The sequence below is a fragment of the Stutzerimonas decontaminans genome (assembly GCF_000661915.1).
GTDB classification, from domain to species: Bacteria; Pseudomonadota; Gammaproteobacteria; order Pseudomonadales; family Pseudomonadaceae; genus Stutzerimonas; species Stutzerimonas decontaminans.
On record NZ_CP007509.1, the window covers coordinates 1,741,243 to 1,757,715 of the forward strand.

The 16,473-nt window shown below is 60.9% G+C and carries 20 protein-coding genes and 2 tRNA genes; 9 read left to right on the forward strand and 13 right to left on the reverse strand.

The features are described from left to right. Window positions 1-21 precede the first annotated feature (21 nt). The 4 genes from UIB01_RS08195 to UIB01_RS08210 form a co-directional block, all read right to left on the reverse strand. Window positions 22-666 carry a DUF2959 domain-containing protein gene (locus tag UIB01_RS08195; protein WP_038658727.1) on the reverse strand — a complete coding sequence of 215 codons (645 nt, stop codon included), beginning with the start codon at window positions 664-666 and terminating at the stop codon, window positions 22-24. 81 nt (window positions 667-747) lie between these two features. Then, the gene (gene htpX, locus UIB01_RS08200; RefSeq protein WP_038658729.1) at window positions 748-1,620 is read right to left on the reverse strand and encodes a protease HtpX; all 873 of its coding nucleotides are present in this window, start codon (window positions 1,618-1,620) and stop codon (window positions 748-750) included. 87 nt (window positions 1,621-1,707) lie between these two features. Beyond that, window positions 1,708-2,178, reverse strand: a complete 471-nt coding sequence (locus UIB01_RS08205; RefSeq protein ID WP_038658732.1) for a hypothetical protein — start codon at window positions 2,176-2,178, stop codon at window positions 1,708-1,710. A 5-nt stretch (window positions 2,179-2,183) separates the two neighbouring features. Further along, a complete protein-coding gene (locus UIB01_RS08210; RefSeq protein ID WP_038658735.1) occupies window positions 2,184-3,395 on the reverse strand; it encodes a pyridoxal phosphate-dependent aminotransferase in 1,212 nt (403 codons plus the stop codon). A gap of 190 nt (window positions 3,396-3,585) precedes the next feature. Between UIB01_RS08210 and msrB the strand changes: the two genes are divergently transcribed. From msrB to UIB01_RS08225, 3 genes are all read left to right on the forward strand, one after another. Then, window positions 3,586-3,984, forward strand: coding sequence for a peptide-methionine (R)-S-oxide reductase MsrB (gene msrB / locus UIB01_RS08215; RefSeq protein WP_038658738.1), 399 nt, complete (start codon window positions 3,586-3,588; stop codon window positions 3,982-3,984). Between the two features lie 27 nt (window positions 3,985-4,011). Continuing rightward, window positions 4,012-4,494: a glutathione peroxidase gene (locus UIB01_RS08220; RefSeq protein WP_038658742.1), complete on the forward strand. Its 483-nt coding sequence runs from the start codon at window positions 4,012-4,014 to the stop codon at window positions 4,492-4,494. Window positions 4,495-4,580: 86 nt separating this feature from the next. Next, entirely contained in the window at window positions 4,581-5,471 is an 891-nt protein-coding gene (locus tag UIB01_RS08225; RefSeq protein ID WP_038658745.1) for an ATP-binding protein, read from the forward strand. Window positions 5,472-5,542: 71 nt separating this feature from the next. Here the strand turns inward: UIB01_RS08225 and UIB01_RS08230 are convergent, their stop codons facing one another. Together UIB01_RS08230 and UIB01_RS08235 are read right to left on the reverse strand one after the other, a co-directional pair. Continuing rightward, a complete protein-coding gene (locus UIB01_RS08230; RefSeq protein ID WP_038658748.1) occupies window positions 5,543-6,220 on the reverse strand; it encodes a glutathione S-transferase family protein in 678 nt (225 codons plus the stop codon). A 58-nt stretch (window positions 6,221-6,278) separates the two neighbouring features. After that, window positions 6,279-7,034, reverse strand: coding sequence for a hypothetical protein (locus UIB01_RS08235; protein WP_038658751.1), 756 nt, complete (start codon window positions 7,032-7,034; stop codon window positions 6,279-6,281). Window positions 7,035-7,259: 225 nt separating this feature from the next. On the opposite strand from UIB01_RS08235, the gene UIB01_RS08240 reads away from it, so the two are divergent. Further along, window positions 7,260-7,335: transfer RNA gene (locus UIB01_RS08240), tRNA-Glu, on the forward strand. Window positions 7,336-7,340: 5 nt separating this feature from the next. After that, window positions 7,341-7,416: transfer RNA gene (locus UIB01_RS08245), tRNA-Gly, on the forward strand. Window positions 7,417-7,630: 214 nt separating this feature from the next. Here the strand turns inward: UIB01_RS08245 and UIB01_RS08250 are convergent. Next, complete coding sequence (locus tag UIB01_RS08250; protein ID WP_038658753.1) at window positions 7,631-7,921, reverse strand: metal-sensing transcriptional repressor; 291 nt, start codon at window positions 7,919-7,921, stop codon at window positions 7,631-7,633. Window positions 7,922-8,105: 184 nt separating this feature from the next. Between UIB01_RS08250 and UIB01_RS08255 the strand changes: the two genes are divergently transcribed. The 4 genes from UIB01_RS08255 to UIB01_RS08270 are packed head-to-tail and all read left to right on the forward strand — an operon-like array spanning window position 8,106 to window position 9,490. Next, the gene (locus tag UIB01_RS08255) at window positions 8,106-8,423 is read left to right on the forward strand and encodes an ArsR/SmtB family transcription factor (RefSeq protein WP_038658757.1); all 318 of its coding nucleotides are present in this window, start codon (window positions 8,106-8,108) and stop codon (window positions 8,421-8,423) included. Further along, window positions 8,420-8,854 carry a YeeE/YedE family protein gene (locus UIB01_RS08260; protein WP_038658760.1) on the forward strand — a complete coding sequence of 145 codons (435 nt, stop codon included), beginning with the start codon at window positions 8,420-8,422 and terminating at the stop codon, window positions 8,852-8,854. Before UIB01_RS08255 ends, UIB01_RS08260 begins: the two co-directional genes overlap by 4 nt. A gap of 2 nt (window positions 8,855-8,856) precedes the next feature. Continuing rightward, complete coding sequence (locus UIB01_RS08265; protein ID WP_038658763.1) at window positions 8,857-9,276, forward strand: YeeE/YedE family protein; 420 nt, start codon at window positions 8,857-8,859, stop codon at window positions 9,274-9,276. Window positions 9,277-9,289: 13 nt separating this feature from the next. Further along, on the forward strand, window positions 9,290-9,490 hold the full coding sequence (locus UIB01_RS08270) for a YgaP family membrane protein (protein ID WP_038658766.1): 201 nt from the start codon (window positions 9,290-9,292) through the stop codon (window positions 9,488-9,490). 81 nt (window positions 9,491-9,571) lie between these two features. Here the strand turns inward: UIB01_RS08270 and UIB01_RS08275 are convergent, their stop codons facing one another. The 6 genes from UIB01_RS08275 to UIB01_RS08300 all read right to left on the reverse strand — a co-directional run bounded on the left by UIB01_RS08275 (window position 9,572) and on the right by UIB01_RS08300 (window position 16,471). Then, entirely contained in the window at window positions 9,572-9,952 is a 381-nt protein-coding gene (locus UIB01_RS08275; protein ID WP_038658769.1) for a rhodanese-like domain-containing protein, read from the reverse strand. After that, entirely contained in the window at window positions 9,949-11,727 is a 1,779-nt protein-coding gene (locus UIB01_RS08280; protein ID WP_038658772.1) for a SulP family inorganic anion transporter, read from the reverse strand. Before UIB01_RS08280 ends, UIB01_RS08275 begins: the two co-directional genes overlap by 4 nt. Then, window positions 11,724-13,472 carry a bifunctional protein tyrosine phosphatase family protein/NAD(P)/FAD-dependent oxidoreductase gene (locus UIB01_RS08285; protein ID WP_038658775.1) on the reverse strand — a complete coding sequence of 583 codons (1,749 nt, stop codon included), beginning with the start codon at window positions 13,470-13,472 and terminating at the stop codon, window positions 11,724-11,726. Before UIB01_RS08285 ends, UIB01_RS08280 begins: the two co-directional genes overlap by 4 nt. 23 nt (window positions 13,473-13,495) lie before the next feature. Next, window positions 13,496-14,359: an MBL fold metallo-hydrolase gene (locus UIB01_RS08290; protein ID WP_038658778.1), complete on the reverse strand. Its 864-nt coding sequence runs from the start codon at window positions 14,357-14,359 to the stop codon at window positions 13,496-13,498. Between the two features lie 167 nt (window positions 14,360-14,526). Next, complete coding sequence (locus UIB01_RS08295; protein WP_038658781.1) at window positions 14,527-15,258, reverse strand: ABC transporter ATP-binding protein; 732 nt, start codon at window positions 15,256-15,258, stop codon at window positions 14,527-14,529. Then, complete coding sequence (locus UIB01_RS08300) at window positions 15,251-16,471, reverse strand: ABC transporter permease (RefSeq protein WP_038658784.1); 1,221 nt, start codon at window positions 16,469-16,471, stop codon at window positions 15,251-15,253. Before UIB01_RS08300 ends, UIB01_RS08295 begins: the two co-directional genes overlap by 8 nt. Window positions 16,472-16,473: the final 2 nt, after the last annotated feature.

The following is a 16,473-nucleotide window of genomic DNA, read 5'->3' on the forward strand; positions in this document are numbered from 1 at the left end:
ACGCAGGTAACGTTGAAACGATCAGCTGTCGGCCTGTAAGCGGCGAATGAAAGTGTCGGCTTCGTCGATGGCGCGCTGCATGTCCGCCATCAGCTGGTCGACATTGCCCTGCAGCGTTCGGTATTCGCCGTGCAATGCGCTGATCGCGCGGGCATTGAGGTTGTGCTTGAGAAACAGGACCTGGTCGCGCAGTACGCTAAGCACCGGATCGATGCGCTTCTCGGCCGCCTTCATGCGCTGAAGCAGGGTCCGGTATTCGGCTCTGGTACGGCTTAGTTCCTTTGCGCTGGCGACTTTCAGGCTGGCGTTGCTGTATTGCTTGAGCTCGCTTTCCCACTCCTTGAATAACGCGTCAGCCACGTCTTCGACCGCCTCGATGCGAAGTCGAACATCGCGGGCGCTTGCCACGCTGGCTTCGTACTCTCTGTTGAGTGCGTCATAACGCTTCTCCAGGTCACCGCCCTTGACCTCGACGACACTGCGATAGCGCTCCAGGGCGTCCTTGAACTGTTGCTTGGCTTGCTGTTGGGAGTCACGGGCATCTTCCACTCGGTCGACCAGAATGTCGCGCTTATGAATGCCGGCCTTCTCCATGGCCGAGTAGTAGGCGCTCTGACAGCCAATGAGGGTGAGGAGGGCGCAGCAGGCGAATATGAGGCGACGCATGGCAGTTCCTTGGGCGCAGGATGAGATTACGTAGACAAATAAAAAGGGCGACTTGCGTCGCCCTTGCTGCGTTTGCTGCTCTCAGCCGCGCTGGCGCAGGGCTTCGATGCGATCTTCCAGCGGTGGGTGAGTCATGAACAGCCCGGCCAGGCCATGCTTCAGTGAGCCGTTGATGCCGAATGCCTTGAGGGTGTCGGGCATGTGGACCGGCATACCCTGTTCGGCGCGCAGGCGCTGCAAGGCGCCGATCATGGCGTTGGTGCCGGCCAGTTGAGCACCGGCCTCGTCGGCACGGTATTCACGTTTGCGCGAGAACCACATGACGATAATGCTGGCGAGCAGGCCCAGTACCAGTTCAGCAAAAATAGTCGCGACAAAGTAGCCAATGCCGTGGCCGTCCTCATTCTTCAGGATGGCCTTGTCGACAAAGTTGCCAAAGATACGAGCGAAGAACATCACGAAGGTATTCACCACACCCTGGATCAGCGCCAGGGTCACCATGTCGCCGTTGGCCACGTGGCCGATCTCGTGGGCAAGCACCGCTTTCACCTCATCCGGCGAGAAGCGCTCGAGCAGCCCCTGGCTGACCGCCACCAGTGCATCGTTGCGGTTCCAACCGGTGGCAAAGGCGTTGGCCTCATAGGCCGGGAAGATGCCGACCTCCGGCATCTTGATGCCTGCTTCGCGCGACAATTGCTCGACGGTTTGCAGCAGCCACTGCTCGTGACGGGTGCGCGGCTGGCTGATGATTTCGGTGCGGGTGCTCATCTTCGCCATCCACTTGGAGATGAACAGCGAAATCAGCGAGCCCGCGAAGCCGAAGACCGCGCAGAAGACCAGCAGGCTGCCGTAGTTCTGGCCGGTATAGCGATCGACCCCAAGAAGTTTCAGGGTGATGCTGGCGATGACCAGTACCGCAAGGTTGGTGGCCAGGAACAAGAAAATGCGCATCATGTTGCGGCAGACTCCGGGTAGGAATTGAAGAACGATAGGCTATATAAGGTGCGCCCTTGAGCTATTCAACCGAGCGACTATTTCAAGCTATGTCGCCTGCCCGGACAGGCTGGAGTGCAACGGCGCGCCGGAGTCGTTTTCGAACAGCAAACGGGCAAGCTGGGCAATGCGCTCGCCGTGCCCGTCCTTGATGGCGGTACGAAGCTGGTGGGCGAGACTGGCCTGAATGCGCAGGATGCTGAGGGGTAGGCTGAGGTCGCTGGTCATCTGCCCCGGCACTGCCCGTGTCAGGCGCATGAAGGCTTTCTCGGTGAGCACCGCCTGGTCCAGGGCCTGGAACTGAATGGTGCTGTCGAAGCGGATATAGCCTTCTTCGGCTAGCCAGAGCATGGCGCCCAGGCAGCTTTGGTGGCGTTTGGAGGGAAGGCCGAATTCATCCGGCTCTTCCCGACCGATCAGATCTTCGATGTACAGCGCAACCTTGCGCGGGAAAGCCTGGTAGAGCATGAGCAGGCCGCCCGCTGCGTCCTTGTAGAAATCGTCAATCTGCAGATCCATCGGCGCTACTGCTGGTAAGTCTTGAGGAAGTTGCCGATGCGGCCGATGGCCTGCTCCAGATCATCTACGCGGGGCAAGGTGACCACGCGGAAGTGATCAGGCCACGGCCAGTTGAACGCGGTGCCCTGAACAATCAGCAGCTTCTCAGCCAGAAGCAGGTCGAGCACGAATTTTTCATCGTTGTGGATCGGGCAGATCTTTGGGTCGATCCGGGGAAACGCATACAGCGCGCCCATGGGCTTGACGCAACTGATGCCCGGGATGTCGTTGAGTAGTTCCCAGGTGCGGTTACGCTGCTCGAGCAGGCGGCCCGGGGGCAGAATCAGGTCGTTGATGCTCTGATAGCCGCCGAGTGCGGTCTGTATCGCGTGCTGCGATGGCACGTTGGCACACAAACGCATGTTGGCGAGGATGTCCAGGCCTTCGATATAGCTCTGTGCCCTGTGTTTGGGGCCAGAGATCGCCACCCAGCCCGAACGGAAGCCGGCAACCCGGTAGGACTTGGACAAGCCGTTGAACGTCAGGCAGAGCACGTCCGGCGCCAGTGAGGCGGTGGAGATGTGCACCGCATCGTCATAGAGGATCTTGTCGTAGATCTCGTCGGAGAACAGCACCAGCTTGTGCTGGCGTGCCAGTTCCACCATGCCTTCGAGCACTTCCTTCGGATAGACCGCGCCGGTGGGATTGTTCGGGTTGATCAGCACCAGTGCTTTGGTGTTTGACGTGATTTTTGCCTTGATGTCGGCCAAGTCAGGCCACCAGTTGGCCTGTTCATCGCAGAGGTAATGCACGGGCTTGCCGCCAGCCAGGCTGACCGCTGCAGTCCACAGTGGGTAGTCCGGGGCGGGAATCAGCACTTCGTCGCCATTATTCAGCAAGGCCTGCATGGACATGACGATCAGCTCGGACACCCCGTTACCCAGGTAGATATCCTCGATGCCGACGCCTTCCACCTGCTTCTGCTGGTAGTACTGCATGATCGCCTTGCGGGCGCTGAACAGGCCTTTCGAGTCGCTATAGCCTTGTGCAGTTGGCAGATTGCGGATCACGTCCTGGAGGATTTCCTCCGGTGCTTCGAAACCGAACGGCGCCGGGTTGCCGATGTTCAGCTTGAGGATGCGATGGCCTTCCTCTTCCAGGCGTTTGGCGTGCTTGAGCACGGGCCCACGGATGTCGTAACAGACATTGGCGAGCTTGTTCGATTTGCTGACCTGCATGATCCTGAGTGTCCCGAAGTGAAAACGCGCCAGTTCCGGAAATGGCTGGCCGCGCTTGGCATGAACCCGGGCGCCTTGGCAGTCGGAAACCCCGCTGCCAGACTAGGCGTCGAAGAGGGACGCATGATACGTGCGCCCCGACCACCGGAAAAGGTACAGATCGGCCTTTTTTGAGCTGAGGAGTGTATCGATGGATAAGCTGGAAAAACCGCTCGACGTCTGGCGCGAGGAGCTGTCCGATGAACAGTTCCAAATTTGCCGGCTGGGCGCCACAGAGCGGCCCTTCACCGGTAAGTACAACGACACAAAGACGCCCGGCATCTACCATTGCGCCTGTTGTGACGCGCCGCTGTTCGATGCAGACGCCAAGTTCGACTCCGGCTGTGGTTGGCCCAGTTACTTCCAGCCCGTTAGTGATACAGCGATCGCCAGCCTGGACGATTTCAGTCACGGTATGCACCGGATCGAGGTCAGATGCGCGCGCTGCGATGCCCATCTTGGTCATGTATTTCCTGACGGCCCGAAGCCAACCGGATTGCGCTACTGCATCAATTCAGCCTCTCTCAACCTGAAACCGCGCGAGGCCTGAAGTCTCGTCGGTCGCAAGGAGCCGCGCATGCACGATCCATTGCTGGATATCCCCTGTGTCACCATCGAGGGCGAGACAAAGACGCTTGCCGACTTCGGCGCCAAGGTGCTGCTGGTGGTGAACACCGCCAGCCAGTGTGGCTTCACGCCGCAGTACAAGGGGCTGGAGGAGCTGTGGCAGCGTTATGGCGAACGCGGATTGGTAGTGCTCGGCTTCCCTTGCAATCAGTTCGGCCGACAGGAACCGGACGCTGAACAGGAGATAGCCGCGTTCTGCGAGCGGCGTTTTGGCGTCTCTTTTCCGCTGTTCGCCAAGGTCGAAGTCAACGGCGGGGAGGCGCACCCGCTGTTTATCGAACTGAAGAAGCGCGCGCCTGGCCTTCTGGGTAGCAAGGCGATCAAGTGGAATTTCACCAAGTTCCTAATCTCCGATCAGGGTAGGACAGTCAGGCGTTATGCCTCCCGTACTGCGCCGCAGGCGCTGGCGGCGGAAATCGAAGCGTTGCTGTGATTGCCGCGGATCAAACGCGCGAGATGTTTTAGTTGGGTATTGTTCGGCCCGGTCAAGCCGGGCCTTTTCGTATCTGGAGTGATCCAATGGATGTCGAGTTGAAGGCCTTCTTGCAGCGTGCCGAGGATTTGCTGGTACGTATCGAGCCGCTGTTGCCCACGCAGCCACCGGTGATCGATTGGGGGTGCACATTGGCGGCGCGCTGGCAGCGGGATGCTCGCAGGGGCTTTTTGGCGCCGCTGGAGGTCAGTCTGGACCTGAGCCTCGCGGACCTGATCGGTGTCGATCGCCAGCGCGATCTGCTGGCAGCCAACACCCGCCAGTTCGTAGATGGGCTGCCGGCCAATCATGTGTTGCTCTGGGGCGCCCGAGGCACGGGCAAGTCCTCGTTGATCCGTGCCCTATTGGCCGAATATGCCGGACGTGGGCTCCGCCTGGTCGAGATCGAGCGTGACCACCTGGCGGATCTTCCTCGGGTGGTGGAGCAGCTCGCTGAGCTGCAGCAGGCGTTCGTGCTGTTCTGTGACGATCTCTCGTTCGAAGCGGGAGAGGGCGACTATCGGGTGCTCAAGAGTGTGCTCGACGGATCGCTGGAGCGAGCACCGCAAAACGTGTTGTTGTACGCGACCTCCAATCGCCGGCATCTGGTTCCGGAGCGTCAGAGCGATAACGAGAACTGGCAGATGGTCGACGGGGAGTTGCATCCGAACGAAGCCGTGGAAGACAAGATTGCGCTGTCTGATCGTTTTGGCCTGTGGCTGTCGTTCTATCCCTTTACTCAGCAGCATTACCTCAGTGTGGTGCACCACTGGATCGATTCGCTGGCGCGCGGCGCCCAATTGCAGTGGGACTGGGACGAAGCGTTGGAGAAGGATGCGATTCGCTGGGCCACCGGGCGGGGCAATCGTAATGGCCGTTGCGCCTACCAGTACGCCCGCCAATGGGTAGGCAAGCGCCTGCTCGAGGCGCGCGGCTGAGCGCGGGTTGCAAACACCTTGGCGCGCCGCTGCGTTGTGTTGGCAGCGGGCCTTGAGGGGGCAGACGTCGATCAGGCAGTAGCGGCCTTGCCCATTTCCTTGAGCTTGGCGTTCATGCGCTGTTCGTCCGGTAGCAGGCATTCAACCGATGGCAGCGCCAGCATCCGCGCATGATGGGCGGCAAGGCCCGGCCAGCGTTGGGTGTCGAGCTGCTCGCCGCCGTGCGCCATATTGATCAGCTGGCAGGCGATAGAGATGTCCGCCATTGAAAGGCTGTCGCCGACGAAGAAGTCCCCCTGACCGAGCTGCTGCTCCAGATAATCGAAGTGTGGCGGGAGCTTTTGCTGCAGCGCGGCCTGCACGGCTTCTTCGTTGCAGGGCTGGCCGGATGTGGGTTTGAGAATGCGATTACGGAAGATGGCAAAGGTAGTCAGTGGCGCCAGTTCGTAGTCCGCGTACTTTTCCAGCCAGCGTACACGCCCTCGCTCCTGGGCATTGGTGCCGTAAAGGCACGTCGTCTCCGGATAGGCTTCTTCAAGGTACTGACAGATCACGCTCGAGTCTGCGAGGGTGTAATCGTCATCCTTGAGTGCCGGGATGCGGCCGAGAGGATTGAGTTCCAGATACCATTGTGGCGGTGTGAAGGGCATTACCGTTTCGAGCTGATATTCGAGGCCTTTTTCGAGCAGGCAAAGACGTACCTTGCGCACAAAGGGCGAGAGAGGGGCGCCAAACACGGTGAGCGACATATGGTTCTCCGTAATAGGTGGGGTGCTCGATCAGGGCGCTCGATAGGCGCTCGAGCCATCAGTAGACGTTTTTCTTCTTCCAGAGATCTTCGTCATCGAAGGCTTTCATCCCTTCGGCCAGCTCGCTTGGTTCATCTGCCGACGGCCGTTCATGCTTCAGTACCAGCGCATTGGAGTGTTCCAGCAGCGCCTCCAGTTGCTTCAATTGGGCCTGGTAGGGCGCGGGTGCAGGCTGGCGGCGGATATGCTGAATGCCTCGCTCGAAGGCCAGGCGCGCGCGCTGGGGCTGGTTTTGTTGCAGCGCCAGTCGGCCCAGGCCGGTGAAGTACTCGATGTGCAGTATCGCCAGCATACGCTGGATATCCTGCGCCCAACGCTTGGCCTCGGCTTGCTGCAGTAGCCCCTCTTTGGTGGCGCGAACGATCTGCGCATGAAGGTCTTCGAGCATGAAGCGGCTTTCCTTGGCCTGTGCTTCGGTCAGTATCTGCCGTGGCGGATTGCTTATCTGGATGGCTTCGCCCTTGGCTGCTTCGCTGCGCAATGCCTGGATGCGCGCGCTCAATTTGTCGTTTCCTTTGTCCAGCGGTAGCAGGCGCTCGCTCAGGTTCAGCTCGAGGTGCGTGAGCAACAGCTTGAGAGCTGGCGTCATCATCTGACCTGGTAGGCCATCGGACAAGTTGGCGCACCGACGGCAACGATCATTGAGATCTGCTCGCTGCCGGGCTTTTTCCAGATTGCTTTTTTCGACGATCTGGATGGTGTAGACGATGGTGACCAGCAGAAACACACCGGCCAGGATCAATCCTGTGATCATTAGTGGAGACACGAACTACACCTCTCGAGCCGCTGGTTTTTGGCCTGAGTGTAGTGGCTCGGCGGTGTGGCTGATAGTTCTGCTTGCCGTTTGGTTATATCGGTAAAATTTTTTCAAACTATGCTTGACGACCCTGGGAGGCCTCCATAAAATGCGCGCCACTTGCAGCGTGAAGCACTAAGCAGAGCGCTGGAAGCCGGAATGAAGTTGAGGTTTCCGGGCAGCGTCCCCTTCGTCTAGTGGCCTAGGACACCGCCCTTTCACGGCGGTAACAGGGGTTCGAGTCCCCTAGGGGACGCCATATTTGCGGGAATAGCTCAGTTGGTAGAGCACGACCTTGCCAAGGTCGGGGTCGCGAGTTCGAGTCTCGTTTCCCGCTCCAAATTCTCTTCAGGCTTCTTAGAAGTTGTGAAGATCGAAAAAGCGACCTAATGGTCGCTTTTTTCGTTTCTGCCAGCCGCTATTTGAAGCGGCACGCACTAGCTCATGCTTGATGGTCGGCGCCCGCCTCGCCGGTGCGCGTCCCGGCAGGGCCATCCATCGAATGCGCTTAGTCGGCCGCCTTGCCGTTCACGCTGCTTGAAGGCGCGCGTGCCTCAGGTGTACTTGGTAAAAATGCCGCGCACTCTGGCCAGTGTCTCGCCAGTGTCCTGTGCCTGATCGTGCAGGGCCTCCTCGATCAGGCAAGTCAGCATCAGCCGATAGGCCTTGTCCAGCGCGCTGCGAGCGGCGGAAAACTGCTGGGCGATCGCCTCGCAATCCTCCCCGCGCTTGATCATCGCCTGAATGCCGCGCACCTGACCCTCTACTCTCGCTAGCCGCTTCAGCATGGCCTGCTGTTGATCCTGCAGGTCTGCAGATTCGCTGAGCGTGGTCTGGTCATTCATGCGAGTACCTCTACATCACGGGAGGGAAGGCGGCGATGGGCCTGAGCTGGGATCGCCTGCATCGTATACGGGTAGGGGCATGCTATCGAGGGTGAAGTCCGGGGCCAACTTCTTTCGGTAAGCACTTGCATAACAATATATAAAAAAATATATTGTTTTTAACTTAATCGTATCGGCCGCGATCATGACTCCCGATCTGGATATCGAGCAACTGCGAGCCAACGCCGCTTCGGCCGGTGCTTTGTTGAAGGCACTGGCAAACCCTGATCGCCTATTGCTTCTGTGCCAGCTGTCCCAGGGTGAGCGGAACGTCACTGAGCTCGAGCAGTTGCTGGGTATCCAGCAGCCGACCCTTTCGCAACAACTTGCTGTGCTGCGGCGCGAGGGGCTTGTGGCAACCCGGCGCGAGGGAAAGCAGATCCACTATCGGATCAGTAGCGCTGAGGCGCTGGCCGTGATCACCACCCTGTACCAGCTGTTTTGCGAGAGAGGGCAGCAATGACTATCGATTGGGGCAATTTCACACCTTGGAGCGCACTCGCCGGGGGCGTGCTGATCGGCGCGGCGGCAAGTCTTTTCGTGTTGCTCAATGGTCGCATCGCCGGGATCAGTGGGCTGTTGGCCAGTCTCCTGGATCGTGGCGCCGAAGGTCGCGGCGAAAAGCTGGTGTTCCTTCTCGGCTTACTGCTCGCTCCTTTGCTCTGGATGCTGTTTGGCTCCTTGCCGGTCATGGAGTTTCAGTCCGGATGGATCGGATTGGTAGCAGCTGGGCTGCTGGTCGGTGTCGGCACGCGCTATGGCGCTGGCTGTACCAGTGGTCACGGCGTGTGTGGAATCTCGCGACTCTCGCCGCGCTCGATCATCGCCACTCTGATGTTCATGACGGCTGGCTTCATTACCGTCTTTGTTCTGCGTCATCTTCTGGGGGGCTGAGTATGCGCAAACTGACTTCATTCGCCGCTGGCCTGTTGTTCGGCCTGGGGTTACTGCTTTCAGGGATGGCCAATCCCGCCAAGGTGATCGGCTTTCTCGATCTGGCTGGTGCCTGGGATCCCTCGCTTGCCTTGGTCATGGCTGGTGCCATAGGCACGGCACTTGTGCCCTTCACCTGGTCCAGGAAACGTGAACGCTCGCTGCTTGGCGCTCCGATGCAGTTGCCCACCAAGCGAGAGCTCGATGGACGCCTTATCGGCGGCAGCCTGCTCTTCGGTGTGGGCTGGGGCATCGCGGGCATCTGTCCAGGGCCGGCCGTAGCCGTATTGCTGAGCGGCCACTGGCAAGTGGTGCTTTTCGTAGCCGCCATGCTCGGCGGAATGCTGTTGTTCTCTGCGCTGGAACGCCGGCGCACTTGCTGACCGGGAGGTCATTATGAAAGCCAACGTTGGAACCATTGATCGGACACTGCGCATCATCGTCGGTTTGGCGCTTATCGGCCTGAGCCTGGCCGGGGTGATTGGAGTGTGGGGTTGGATTGGCCTGTTGCCGCTGGCCACTGGCATCTTTCGCTTTTGCCCGGCGTATACGCTGCTGGGAATCAAGACCTGCAAGGCGTGCAGCACCAAGTCTTGAATGCCGGGGTGTCAGGCCACTAGGGCATAAAGCAAAAAGGCCGACAGCGATGTCGGCCTTTTTGCTTGGTTAACGAGCGCCTCAGTCGAAGCTTGGCAAGCTCGGCTTTATGACCGGCCTACCGGCTTCGGCCCACGCATCAAAACCGCCGGCTATGGACTTGACGTTCATGTAGCCCATCTCCTGCAACGCCGCTGCGGCAAGCGCAGCGCGACCGCTGGTCTTGCAATAGAGCACGACGCTCAGGTCCCGAGCGCCCAGCTCCGGCGTGCTGCTGAGCTTGAACTCCAGCACGCCGCGCGGAATGTTCAGGGCGCCGTCGATATGCCCCTCGCGAAACTCGTCTGGCTCGCGTACATCGATCACAACGTCTGCGGCCTGGATCGCCGCGTCGGCTTCGATCATCGATACTTCCCGGATGCCAGTCCGGGCCTGTTCGACGAGATCATGGGCGCTCTTCATCCTGCGTTCTCCTTGATGCTGGAAAGGTGGTCGCGCTGTCGCTCAAGGGCGCGATGAGTGGTTTGCGGATCCAGTGCGAGCAAGGCTTCGTACTGGCTGATGAATACCTGGCCACCGAAGTGCTCGAGAAAGTCGGTGCGCCGCAGCCGATCCATTACCGGTCCCTTGACCTCGGAAAGATGGAGCTGGACGCCGGCGGTGTGAAGGCGGGCTGTGATGGCCTCGAGACTTTCCAATGCGCTGGCATCGATCAGGTTCACCCCTGGGCACATCAGCACCAGATGCTCGGCTTGAGGATAGCGCCCGATCAGTTCGGCGATGCGGTCTTCCAGAAAGCGCGCATTGGGAAAGTACAGGCTTTCATCTACACGCACCGAAAGTACTTTCGGGCTCTGCACTACGGCGAAGCGCTCGATGTTACGAAAGTGCTCGCTGCCTGGCAGCTGCCCAACCACGGCAACATGCGGCTGGCTGGTGCGCCAGAGAAAGAGCAGCAGCGACAGGCCTACGCCCAGGATAATCCCGCTCTCCACTCCGACCAGCAATACACCGAGCATCGTGGCGGTCATGGCCGCGGCGTCCTGGCGTGAATAGCGCCAGGTTCGCCGCAGCGCCGCGAGGTCCACGAGACTGAGTACAGCCACGATGATCGTAGCGGCCAGGACGGCGTGCGGCAGGTTATGAAACAGCGGTGTGAAGAACAATACCGTGAGGCCAATGCCGACGGCGGTCAGGGCGCCGGCCAGTGGGGTTTGGGCGCCGGCGTCGAAATTCACTACCGAGCGGGCGAAGCCGCCGGTGACTGGGAAACCGCCGCTGAACGCTGCGGCGATATTGGCGCTGCCGAGTGCGACCAGCTCCTGGTTGGGCTCGATTCGCTCGCGGCGCTTGGCTGCCAGCGTCTGGGCCACCGACACCGATTCGACAAAGCCTACCAGGCTGATCAGTACCGCGGCCGGTAAGAGCTGTACGGCGAGCGCAAGATCCAGTGACGGCGCACTCAGTGACGGCAGCCCGCGCGGCACCTCGCCGACTACCCGCACGCCGACGTCGGTGAGCTGAAAAGCACCGACCGCAGCTATCGCAAGAAGCAGGGCGGCGACGGGGCCGATTTTGGTAAGGGTGGCGGCTGTGCGCGGGTTCATCCCCAGGCGATGCAGCCAACCACCTAGCTGGCTGCGCACCAGATAGAGAAACAGCAGGCTGCTGGCGCCTACGGCTAGAGTCGGCAGGTGAGTCTGTGGCAGGCCGGCGATCAGCCCTGCAGCGAGTTGCAGCGCATTGTCACCGACAATGGAAATACCAAGGATGTGTTTGAGCTGACCGAGGGCAATGAGGATGCCCGAGGCGCTGATGAAGCCGGAGATCACCGGGTGGCTAAGGAAGTTTGCCAGAAAGCCCAGGCGCAACACCGCCATGATCAGCAGCACCGCACCAGACAGCATCGCCAGCAGCATGGCCGCGCCGACGTATTCCGCGCTGCCCGCCGCGAACAGCGGCCCCAATGCGGCGGCGGTCATCAGCGAAACCACCGCCACTGGGCCGACGGCCAGGGTGCGGCTGGTGCCGAACAGGGTGTAGGCGATCAGCGGCAGCATGCTGGCGTACAGGCCGGTCACCGGCGGCAGGCCCGCAAGCATGGCGTAAGCCAGGCTCTGCGGGATCAGCATCAATGTCACGATCAACGCGGCCAGTCCGTCCTTGGCGGCGGCTGCGCGATCGTATTGCTTCGCCCAGTCCAGACATGGCAGAAAGCGGGCCAGCCGCTTCATCATCCCTTTTTCTCCTGAGTGAAGTCGCAGGCGTTCGGCGCCTCGGCCGGGCGTGGCTCGAAATCCAGGTGCTTCGGTTCGGCCAGCCATTCATGCCCTTTGAGCATCATGTCGAAGTAGATCGAAGGCATCCATTGCGTCTTCAGTCGCCAGGCGAGGCGTCTTGGCACCCGCGGATCGAGCGGGAAGGTTGGTAGCAGCTTCCCGCCATAGCCAAACTCGGCCAGGATGACCTTGCCACGCTCCACGGTCAGCGGGCACGAACCGTAGCCGTCATAGATCGCTCGCGGTCCCTTGCCATTGAGCACGCTGAGAACGTTCTCTGCTACAACCGGTGCCTGCTTGCGTACCGCGGCGGCAGTCTTGGCATTAGGCGCAGAGCAGACGTCACCCAGGCTGAAGATGTTGCCGAAGCGCGGATGGCGAAGGGTTTCATGCTCGGCCTCGAACCAGCCATCAGCATTGCTCAGTGCGCTCTGGCGAACGAACTCCGGCGCATGCTGCGGTGGAACTACATGTAGCAGATCGAACTCGCGTTCCTCGGTCCGGCTTTGGCCATCAGCATCGACGACGTTGAAGCAGGCTTTGCCCGCAGGCCCATCGATGGCCGTCAGGCGATTGTTGAACTGGAGCTGTGCGCCGTAGCGTTCAACGTACTTCATCAGGCCGGGCACGAAGTCGGCAACGCCGAACAGCACGGCGCCCGCCGAGCAGAAGTCCACCTGGATATCCTTCAATACGCCCTGCTTGAGCCAGTGGTCGCACGACAGGTACATCGCTTTTTGCGGTGCGCCGGCACATTTGATAGGCATCGGTGGCTGGGTGAACAAGGCCTTGCCGTGGCGCAGGCTCTGCACCAATTGCCATGTGTAGGGTGCCAGTTCGAATGCGTAATTGGAGGTCACGCCGAACTTGCCGAGGCTTTCGCGTGCGCCTTCGATGGCGTCCCAGTCGAGGCTCAAACCGGGGCAAACCACGAGCGCTCTATAGCCGATGCGGCTGCCGTCCTCGAGCACGACCTGCTGATGCTCTGGCTCGAAGGCCTGGGCAGCAGCGCAGATCCATTGCGCCTTGGCCGGAATGCAGCGACTCATCGCACGCTCGGTGTTGGCGCGGTCGAACACCCCGGCGCCCACCAGCGTCCAGCCGGGCTGGTAATAGTGCTGATCGCGCGGCTCGATAATCGCGATGCGCAAATCCGGATCGCGTTTTAGCAGGCTGGCGGTAACCGCACAGCCGGCTGCGCCACCTCCAACCACCAGTACGTCGTAGCGCGGCGTAACCGCGAACTTCCCCGCGGCCGGTAGCGGCTGGTCGTTCGCCGATTGCCAGTACTGTTCCAGCCGAGGCAGCAGCCCGTTGAGGTCATAGTTTGCCTGCTGGGCGGTCTGTAACAGCACCTGCGGATCAAGGTGATGCGCTTCGGCCAATGCCCAGAGTGAGACTGAGCGGGTTCCGGTCCGGCAGAACGCCAGGACCGGGCCCCTGACGCGTTCCAGCAGTGAGCAAAACGCGGCGACATCGGCGTCGCTGATCTGTCCCGATACGACTGGCAGATGGTGGTATTCGAGGCCCGAGGCTTCGGCGGCGACACGCATAGCCGCGCTGGCGGGCTGACCTTCATCCTCGTTGTCCGGACGATTGTTGATGACGCAACGAAAGCCGATGCCTGCCAGCAGAGCCATGTCGGCCGGCTGCAGCTGAGCAGCAACGGATATGAAAGGTGTCAGGCGTTTTATTGTTTGCATGTCGACGTCCTCCGCGTTCGCAGTTACAGCACGTCCAGGGGGATTTTCAGGTAGCGCGTGCCGTTGCTCTCGGGCTTGGGCAGCTCGCCGCCGCGCATGTTGATCTGTACTGATGGCAGGATCAGGGTGGGCATGCCCAGTGTGGCGTCGCGGGCGCTACGCATGGCGACGAACTGTTCTTCAGTGATGCCGGCATGCACGTGCACATTGTGCTCGCGCTCCGCGGCGATGGTGGTTTCGTAGAGAAACTCCTCGCGGCCGGGTGCCTTGTAGTCATGACACATGAAGACGCGCGTCTCGTCTGGCAGGGCGAACAGCTTCTGAATGGACTGGTACAGCGTGCGCGCATTGCCGCCGGGAAAGTCGCAGCGAGCGGTGCCATAGTCCGGCATGAACAGCGTGTCGCCAACGAACGCGGCGTCCCCGATCACATAAGTCATACAGGCCGGCGTGTGGCCCGGGGTATGGATGGCGCGCGCTTGTACCTTGCCGACCTGAAAGGTGTCACCGTCGTGGAACAGGTGGTCAAACTGTCGACCATCGGTGGCGAACTCGGTACCGGCGTTGAACAACTTGCCGAAGGTGTCTTGCACCACCGTGATCTGATCGCCGATCGCCAGCTGACCGCCCAGCTGCTGCTTGAGGTAGGGCGCAGCGCTGAGATGGTCGGCATGCACGTGGGTTTCCAGCAACCACTGCACGGTCAGCTCCTTCTCGCGCACATAGTCGACCAGACGCTGGGCTGTGGCATGGGAAGTGCGCCCCGAAGCCGGATCGTAGTCCAGCACTGAATCGATCACTGCGCACTGATGCGTTTCCGGGTCGCTGACCACATAGCTGTAGGTGAAGGTTGCTGGATCGAAAAAGGCTTCAACATGGGCATTCATCGCGTGCTCCTTATTGATTCTATATACCGGTAGGGGTATCTGCGTGAGGATGATCTTAGTCTGAAATAAGGTTATATGCTTAGAATTATTAGTTATTAGGGGTCTGGCTGAACATGCGCGCTGAGCGCGGGGTGGAAGGGGCTGTGCCGAACTGCGGCAATCGACGTTCAGCGGCTGGCGGCGTTGGCTTCGTCGCTGACGATCAGGCCATCGACGAGCTGGATGGTCCGTGCACAATCCGCGGCAAGTCGTGGGTCGTGAGTCACCACCAGCACCGCACAGCCGAACTGCGCATTGATGCGATGAAACAACTCGAACACGCTTTGTGCGGTGCGCGTATCGAGGTTGCCGGTCGGCTCGTCGGCCAGCAGCAGCGGAGGGCGGGTCACCAGCGCCCGGGCGATGGCGACCCGCTGTTGCTGGCCACCGGAAATCTGCGTGGGTTTATTGTCAGCGAACTGGCCCAGCCCAACTTCATCGAGCAGGCCGCGCGCCAGGTCGATATCCGCAGGCGACGGTTTGCCGTGGCGGATCATCAGCGGCATCAGCACGTTTTCAAGAACGCTGAAGGCCGAGATCAGGTGGTGGAACTGGAAAACGAACCCGATCGCCTGGTTGCGCAGATGAGTGCGGGCTTCATCATCGCTGTTGCGCGTGGGTTGCCCAAGCAGGTACAGCTCACCTGAGCTGGGCGTGTCGAGCAGGCCAATCAGGTTAAGCAACGTGCTTTTGCCGGAGCCGGACGGCCCGATCAATGCGGCCAACTCGCCGCGCGACAGCGACAGGTCGATACCGTGCAGAACCTCGGTCTCCAGTGGCGTGCCGAGGTTGAAGGCCTTGCGTACCTGGTCCAGGCGCAAGACTTCTGCAGCGTTGGGCTTGATCGTCGCTTCAGACATAGCGGATCGCTACCGCTGGATCGTAACGCGCCGCGCGTCGTGCGGGCATAGCCGCCGCCAGCACGCCGGTGATGGTCGCCACCAGCATCGCCAGCGGTACCAGCGTCGGATCGACGGGGATTTCGAACAGACGCGGCCCGAACAGATTGAATACCTGGACCAGCCCCCAGCCGACACCTCCGCCGCAGGCCGAACCGAGGAGGCCGAGCAGGCCGCCCTGCAGGAGGAACACCCGCAGGATTTGCCCGCGCGGGCTTCCCATGGCGCGCAGGATGCCGATCTCGCGCGTGCGCTGAACGACGCTTACGGCCAGTACGCTGGCGATGCCGAAGGCGACCGAAATGCCGACGAAGACGCGAATCATCTCGGTGGTCATGCTTTGTGAGCTGAGCGCGTTTAGCAGCTGGCCATTGGTTTCCATCCAGCTTTCCGCGCGCAAGCCGGTGAGCCGGGCCAGGCGGCTGGCGATGCGATCGGCCTCGAAGATTTCGGCGACGGTTGTATCGATCACCGTGACGCCGCCGGGCAGGTCGAGCAACGTCTGCGCCTGCTTCAGATCCAGGTAGACGTAGCGTGCATCCAGATCACGCACGCCCAGCTCGAAGATGCCTGCAACATCCACCACGGCTTCCCGGCCTTCGCCCGCATCCAGCCGCAGCTTGTCGCCGATGCCCAGGCCAAGGTCGCGAGCCAGTTCCTTGCCGATAATCGCATTGCCCGCGCCGACCACGAAGCGCCCGGCGATCAGGTCATCGGCAAGCGGGATGATGCGCTGATAACGCGGTGGGTCGATTCCCAGCAGCGCCACCGAAGCCCGCGCCACGCCGCGTCGGGCAATGGCCGGACCGCTGATCACCGGTGACACGGCCAGGACCTGCGGGTCCTGATCCAGCACATCGCGAATGTCCTGCCAGTTGATGATCGAGCGCAGGCGTTGCGCCCGTGGGCTCTCCAGTACCAGCGACCAGTTGTCGTCACCGGCAGGCAGGGTGCGGTTGATCTCATCCGGCGGCAGGATGCGGATATGCGCCTGGGTGCCGAGCGTGCGCTCCACCACGTTGGCCTGTAGGCCGGTGATCAGTGCGGTAATGAAGACGATCACCGCCGAGCCTACGGCGATACCGAAGATGATCAGCAGCGTCTGCATGCGGTTGTCCAGCAGGAAGCGCAGGGCGATCTTCCATTCGGTCCACAGCGAGTCGGCCAGGCGCATGC

Bases quoted from the DNA above. Each gene is read 5' to 3' on its own strand.
- UIB01_RS08195 (WP_038658727.1), bottom strand. From the start codon at position 666: ATGCGTCGCCTCATATTCGCCTGCTGCGCCCTCCTCACCCTCATTGGC.
- htpX (WP_038658729.1), bottom strand. From the start codon at position 1,620: ATGATGCGCATTTTCTTGTTCCTGGCCACCAACCTTGCGGTACTGGTC.
- UIB01_RS08205 (WP_038658732.1), bottom strand. From the start codon at position 2,178: ATGGATCTGCAGATTGACGATTTCTACAAGGACGCAGCGGGCGGCCTG.
- UIB01_RS08210 (WP_038658735.1), bottom strand. From the start codon at position 3,395: ATGCAGGTCAGCAAATCGAACAAGCTCGCCAATGTCTGTTACGACATC.
- msrB (WP_038658738.1), top strand. From the start codon at position 3,586: ATGGATAAGCTGGAAAAACCGCTCGACGTCTGGCGCGAGGAGCTGTCC.
- UIB01_RS08220 (WP_038658742.1), top strand. From the start codon at position 4,012: ATGCACGATCCATTGCTGGATATCCCCTGTGTCACCATCGAGGGCGAG.
- UIB01_RS08225 (WP_038658745.1), top strand. From the start codon at position 4,581: ATGGATGTCGAGTTGAAGGCCTTCTTGCAGCGTGCCGAGGATTTGCTG.
- UIB01_RS08230 (WP_038658748.1), bottom strand. From the start codon at position 6,220: ATGTCGCTCACCGTGTTTGGCGCCCCTCTCTCGCCCTTTGTGCGCAAG.
- UIB01_RS08235 (WP_038658751.1), bottom strand. From the start codon at position 7,034: ATGATCACAGGATTGATCCTGGCCGGTGTGTTTCTGCTGGTCACCATC.
- UIB01_RS08250 (WP_038658753.1), bottom strand. From the start codon at position 7,921: ATGAATGACCAGACCACGCTCAGCGAATCTGCAGACCTGCAGGATCAA.
- UIB01_RS08255 (WP_038658757.1), top strand. From the start codon at position 8,106: ATGACTCCCGATCTGGATATCGAGCAACTGCGAGCCAACGCCGCTTCG.
- UIB01_RS08260 (WP_038658760.1), top strand. From the start codon at position 8,420: ATGACTATCGATTGGGGCAATTTCACACCTTGGAGCGCACTCGCCGGG.
- UIB01_RS08265 (WP_038658763.1), top strand. From the start codon at position 8,857: ATGCGCAAACTGACTTCATTCGCCGCTGGCCTGTTGTTCGGCCTGGGG.
- UIB01_RS08270 (WP_038658766.1), top strand. From the start codon at position 9,290: ATGAAAGCCAACGTTGGAACCATTGATCGGACACTGCGCATCATCGTC.
- UIB01_RS08275 (WP_038658769.1), bottom strand. From the start codon at position 9,952: ATGAAGAGCGCCCATGATCTCGTCGAACAGGCCCGGACTGGCATCCGG.
- UIB01_RS08280 (WP_038658772.1), bottom strand. From the start codon at position 11,727: ATGATGAAGCGGCTGGCCCGCTTTCTGCCATGTCTGGACTGGGCGAAG.
- UIB01_RS08285 (WP_038658775.1), bottom strand. From the start codon at position 13,472: ATGCAAACAATAAAACGCCTGACACCTTTCATATCCGTTGCTGCTCAG.
- UIB01_RS08290 (WP_038658778.1), bottom strand. From the start codon at position 14,359: ATGAATGCCCATGTTGAAGCCTTTTTCGATCCAGCAACCTTCACCTAC.
- UIB01_RS08295 (WP_038658781.1), bottom strand. From the start codon at position 15,258: ATGTCTGAAGCGACGATCAAGCCCAACGCTGCAGAAGTCTTGCGCCTG.
- UIB01_RS08300 (WP_038658784.1), bottom strand. From the start codon at position 16,471: ATGCGCCTGGCCGACTCGCTGTGGACCGAATGGAAGATCGCCCTGCGC.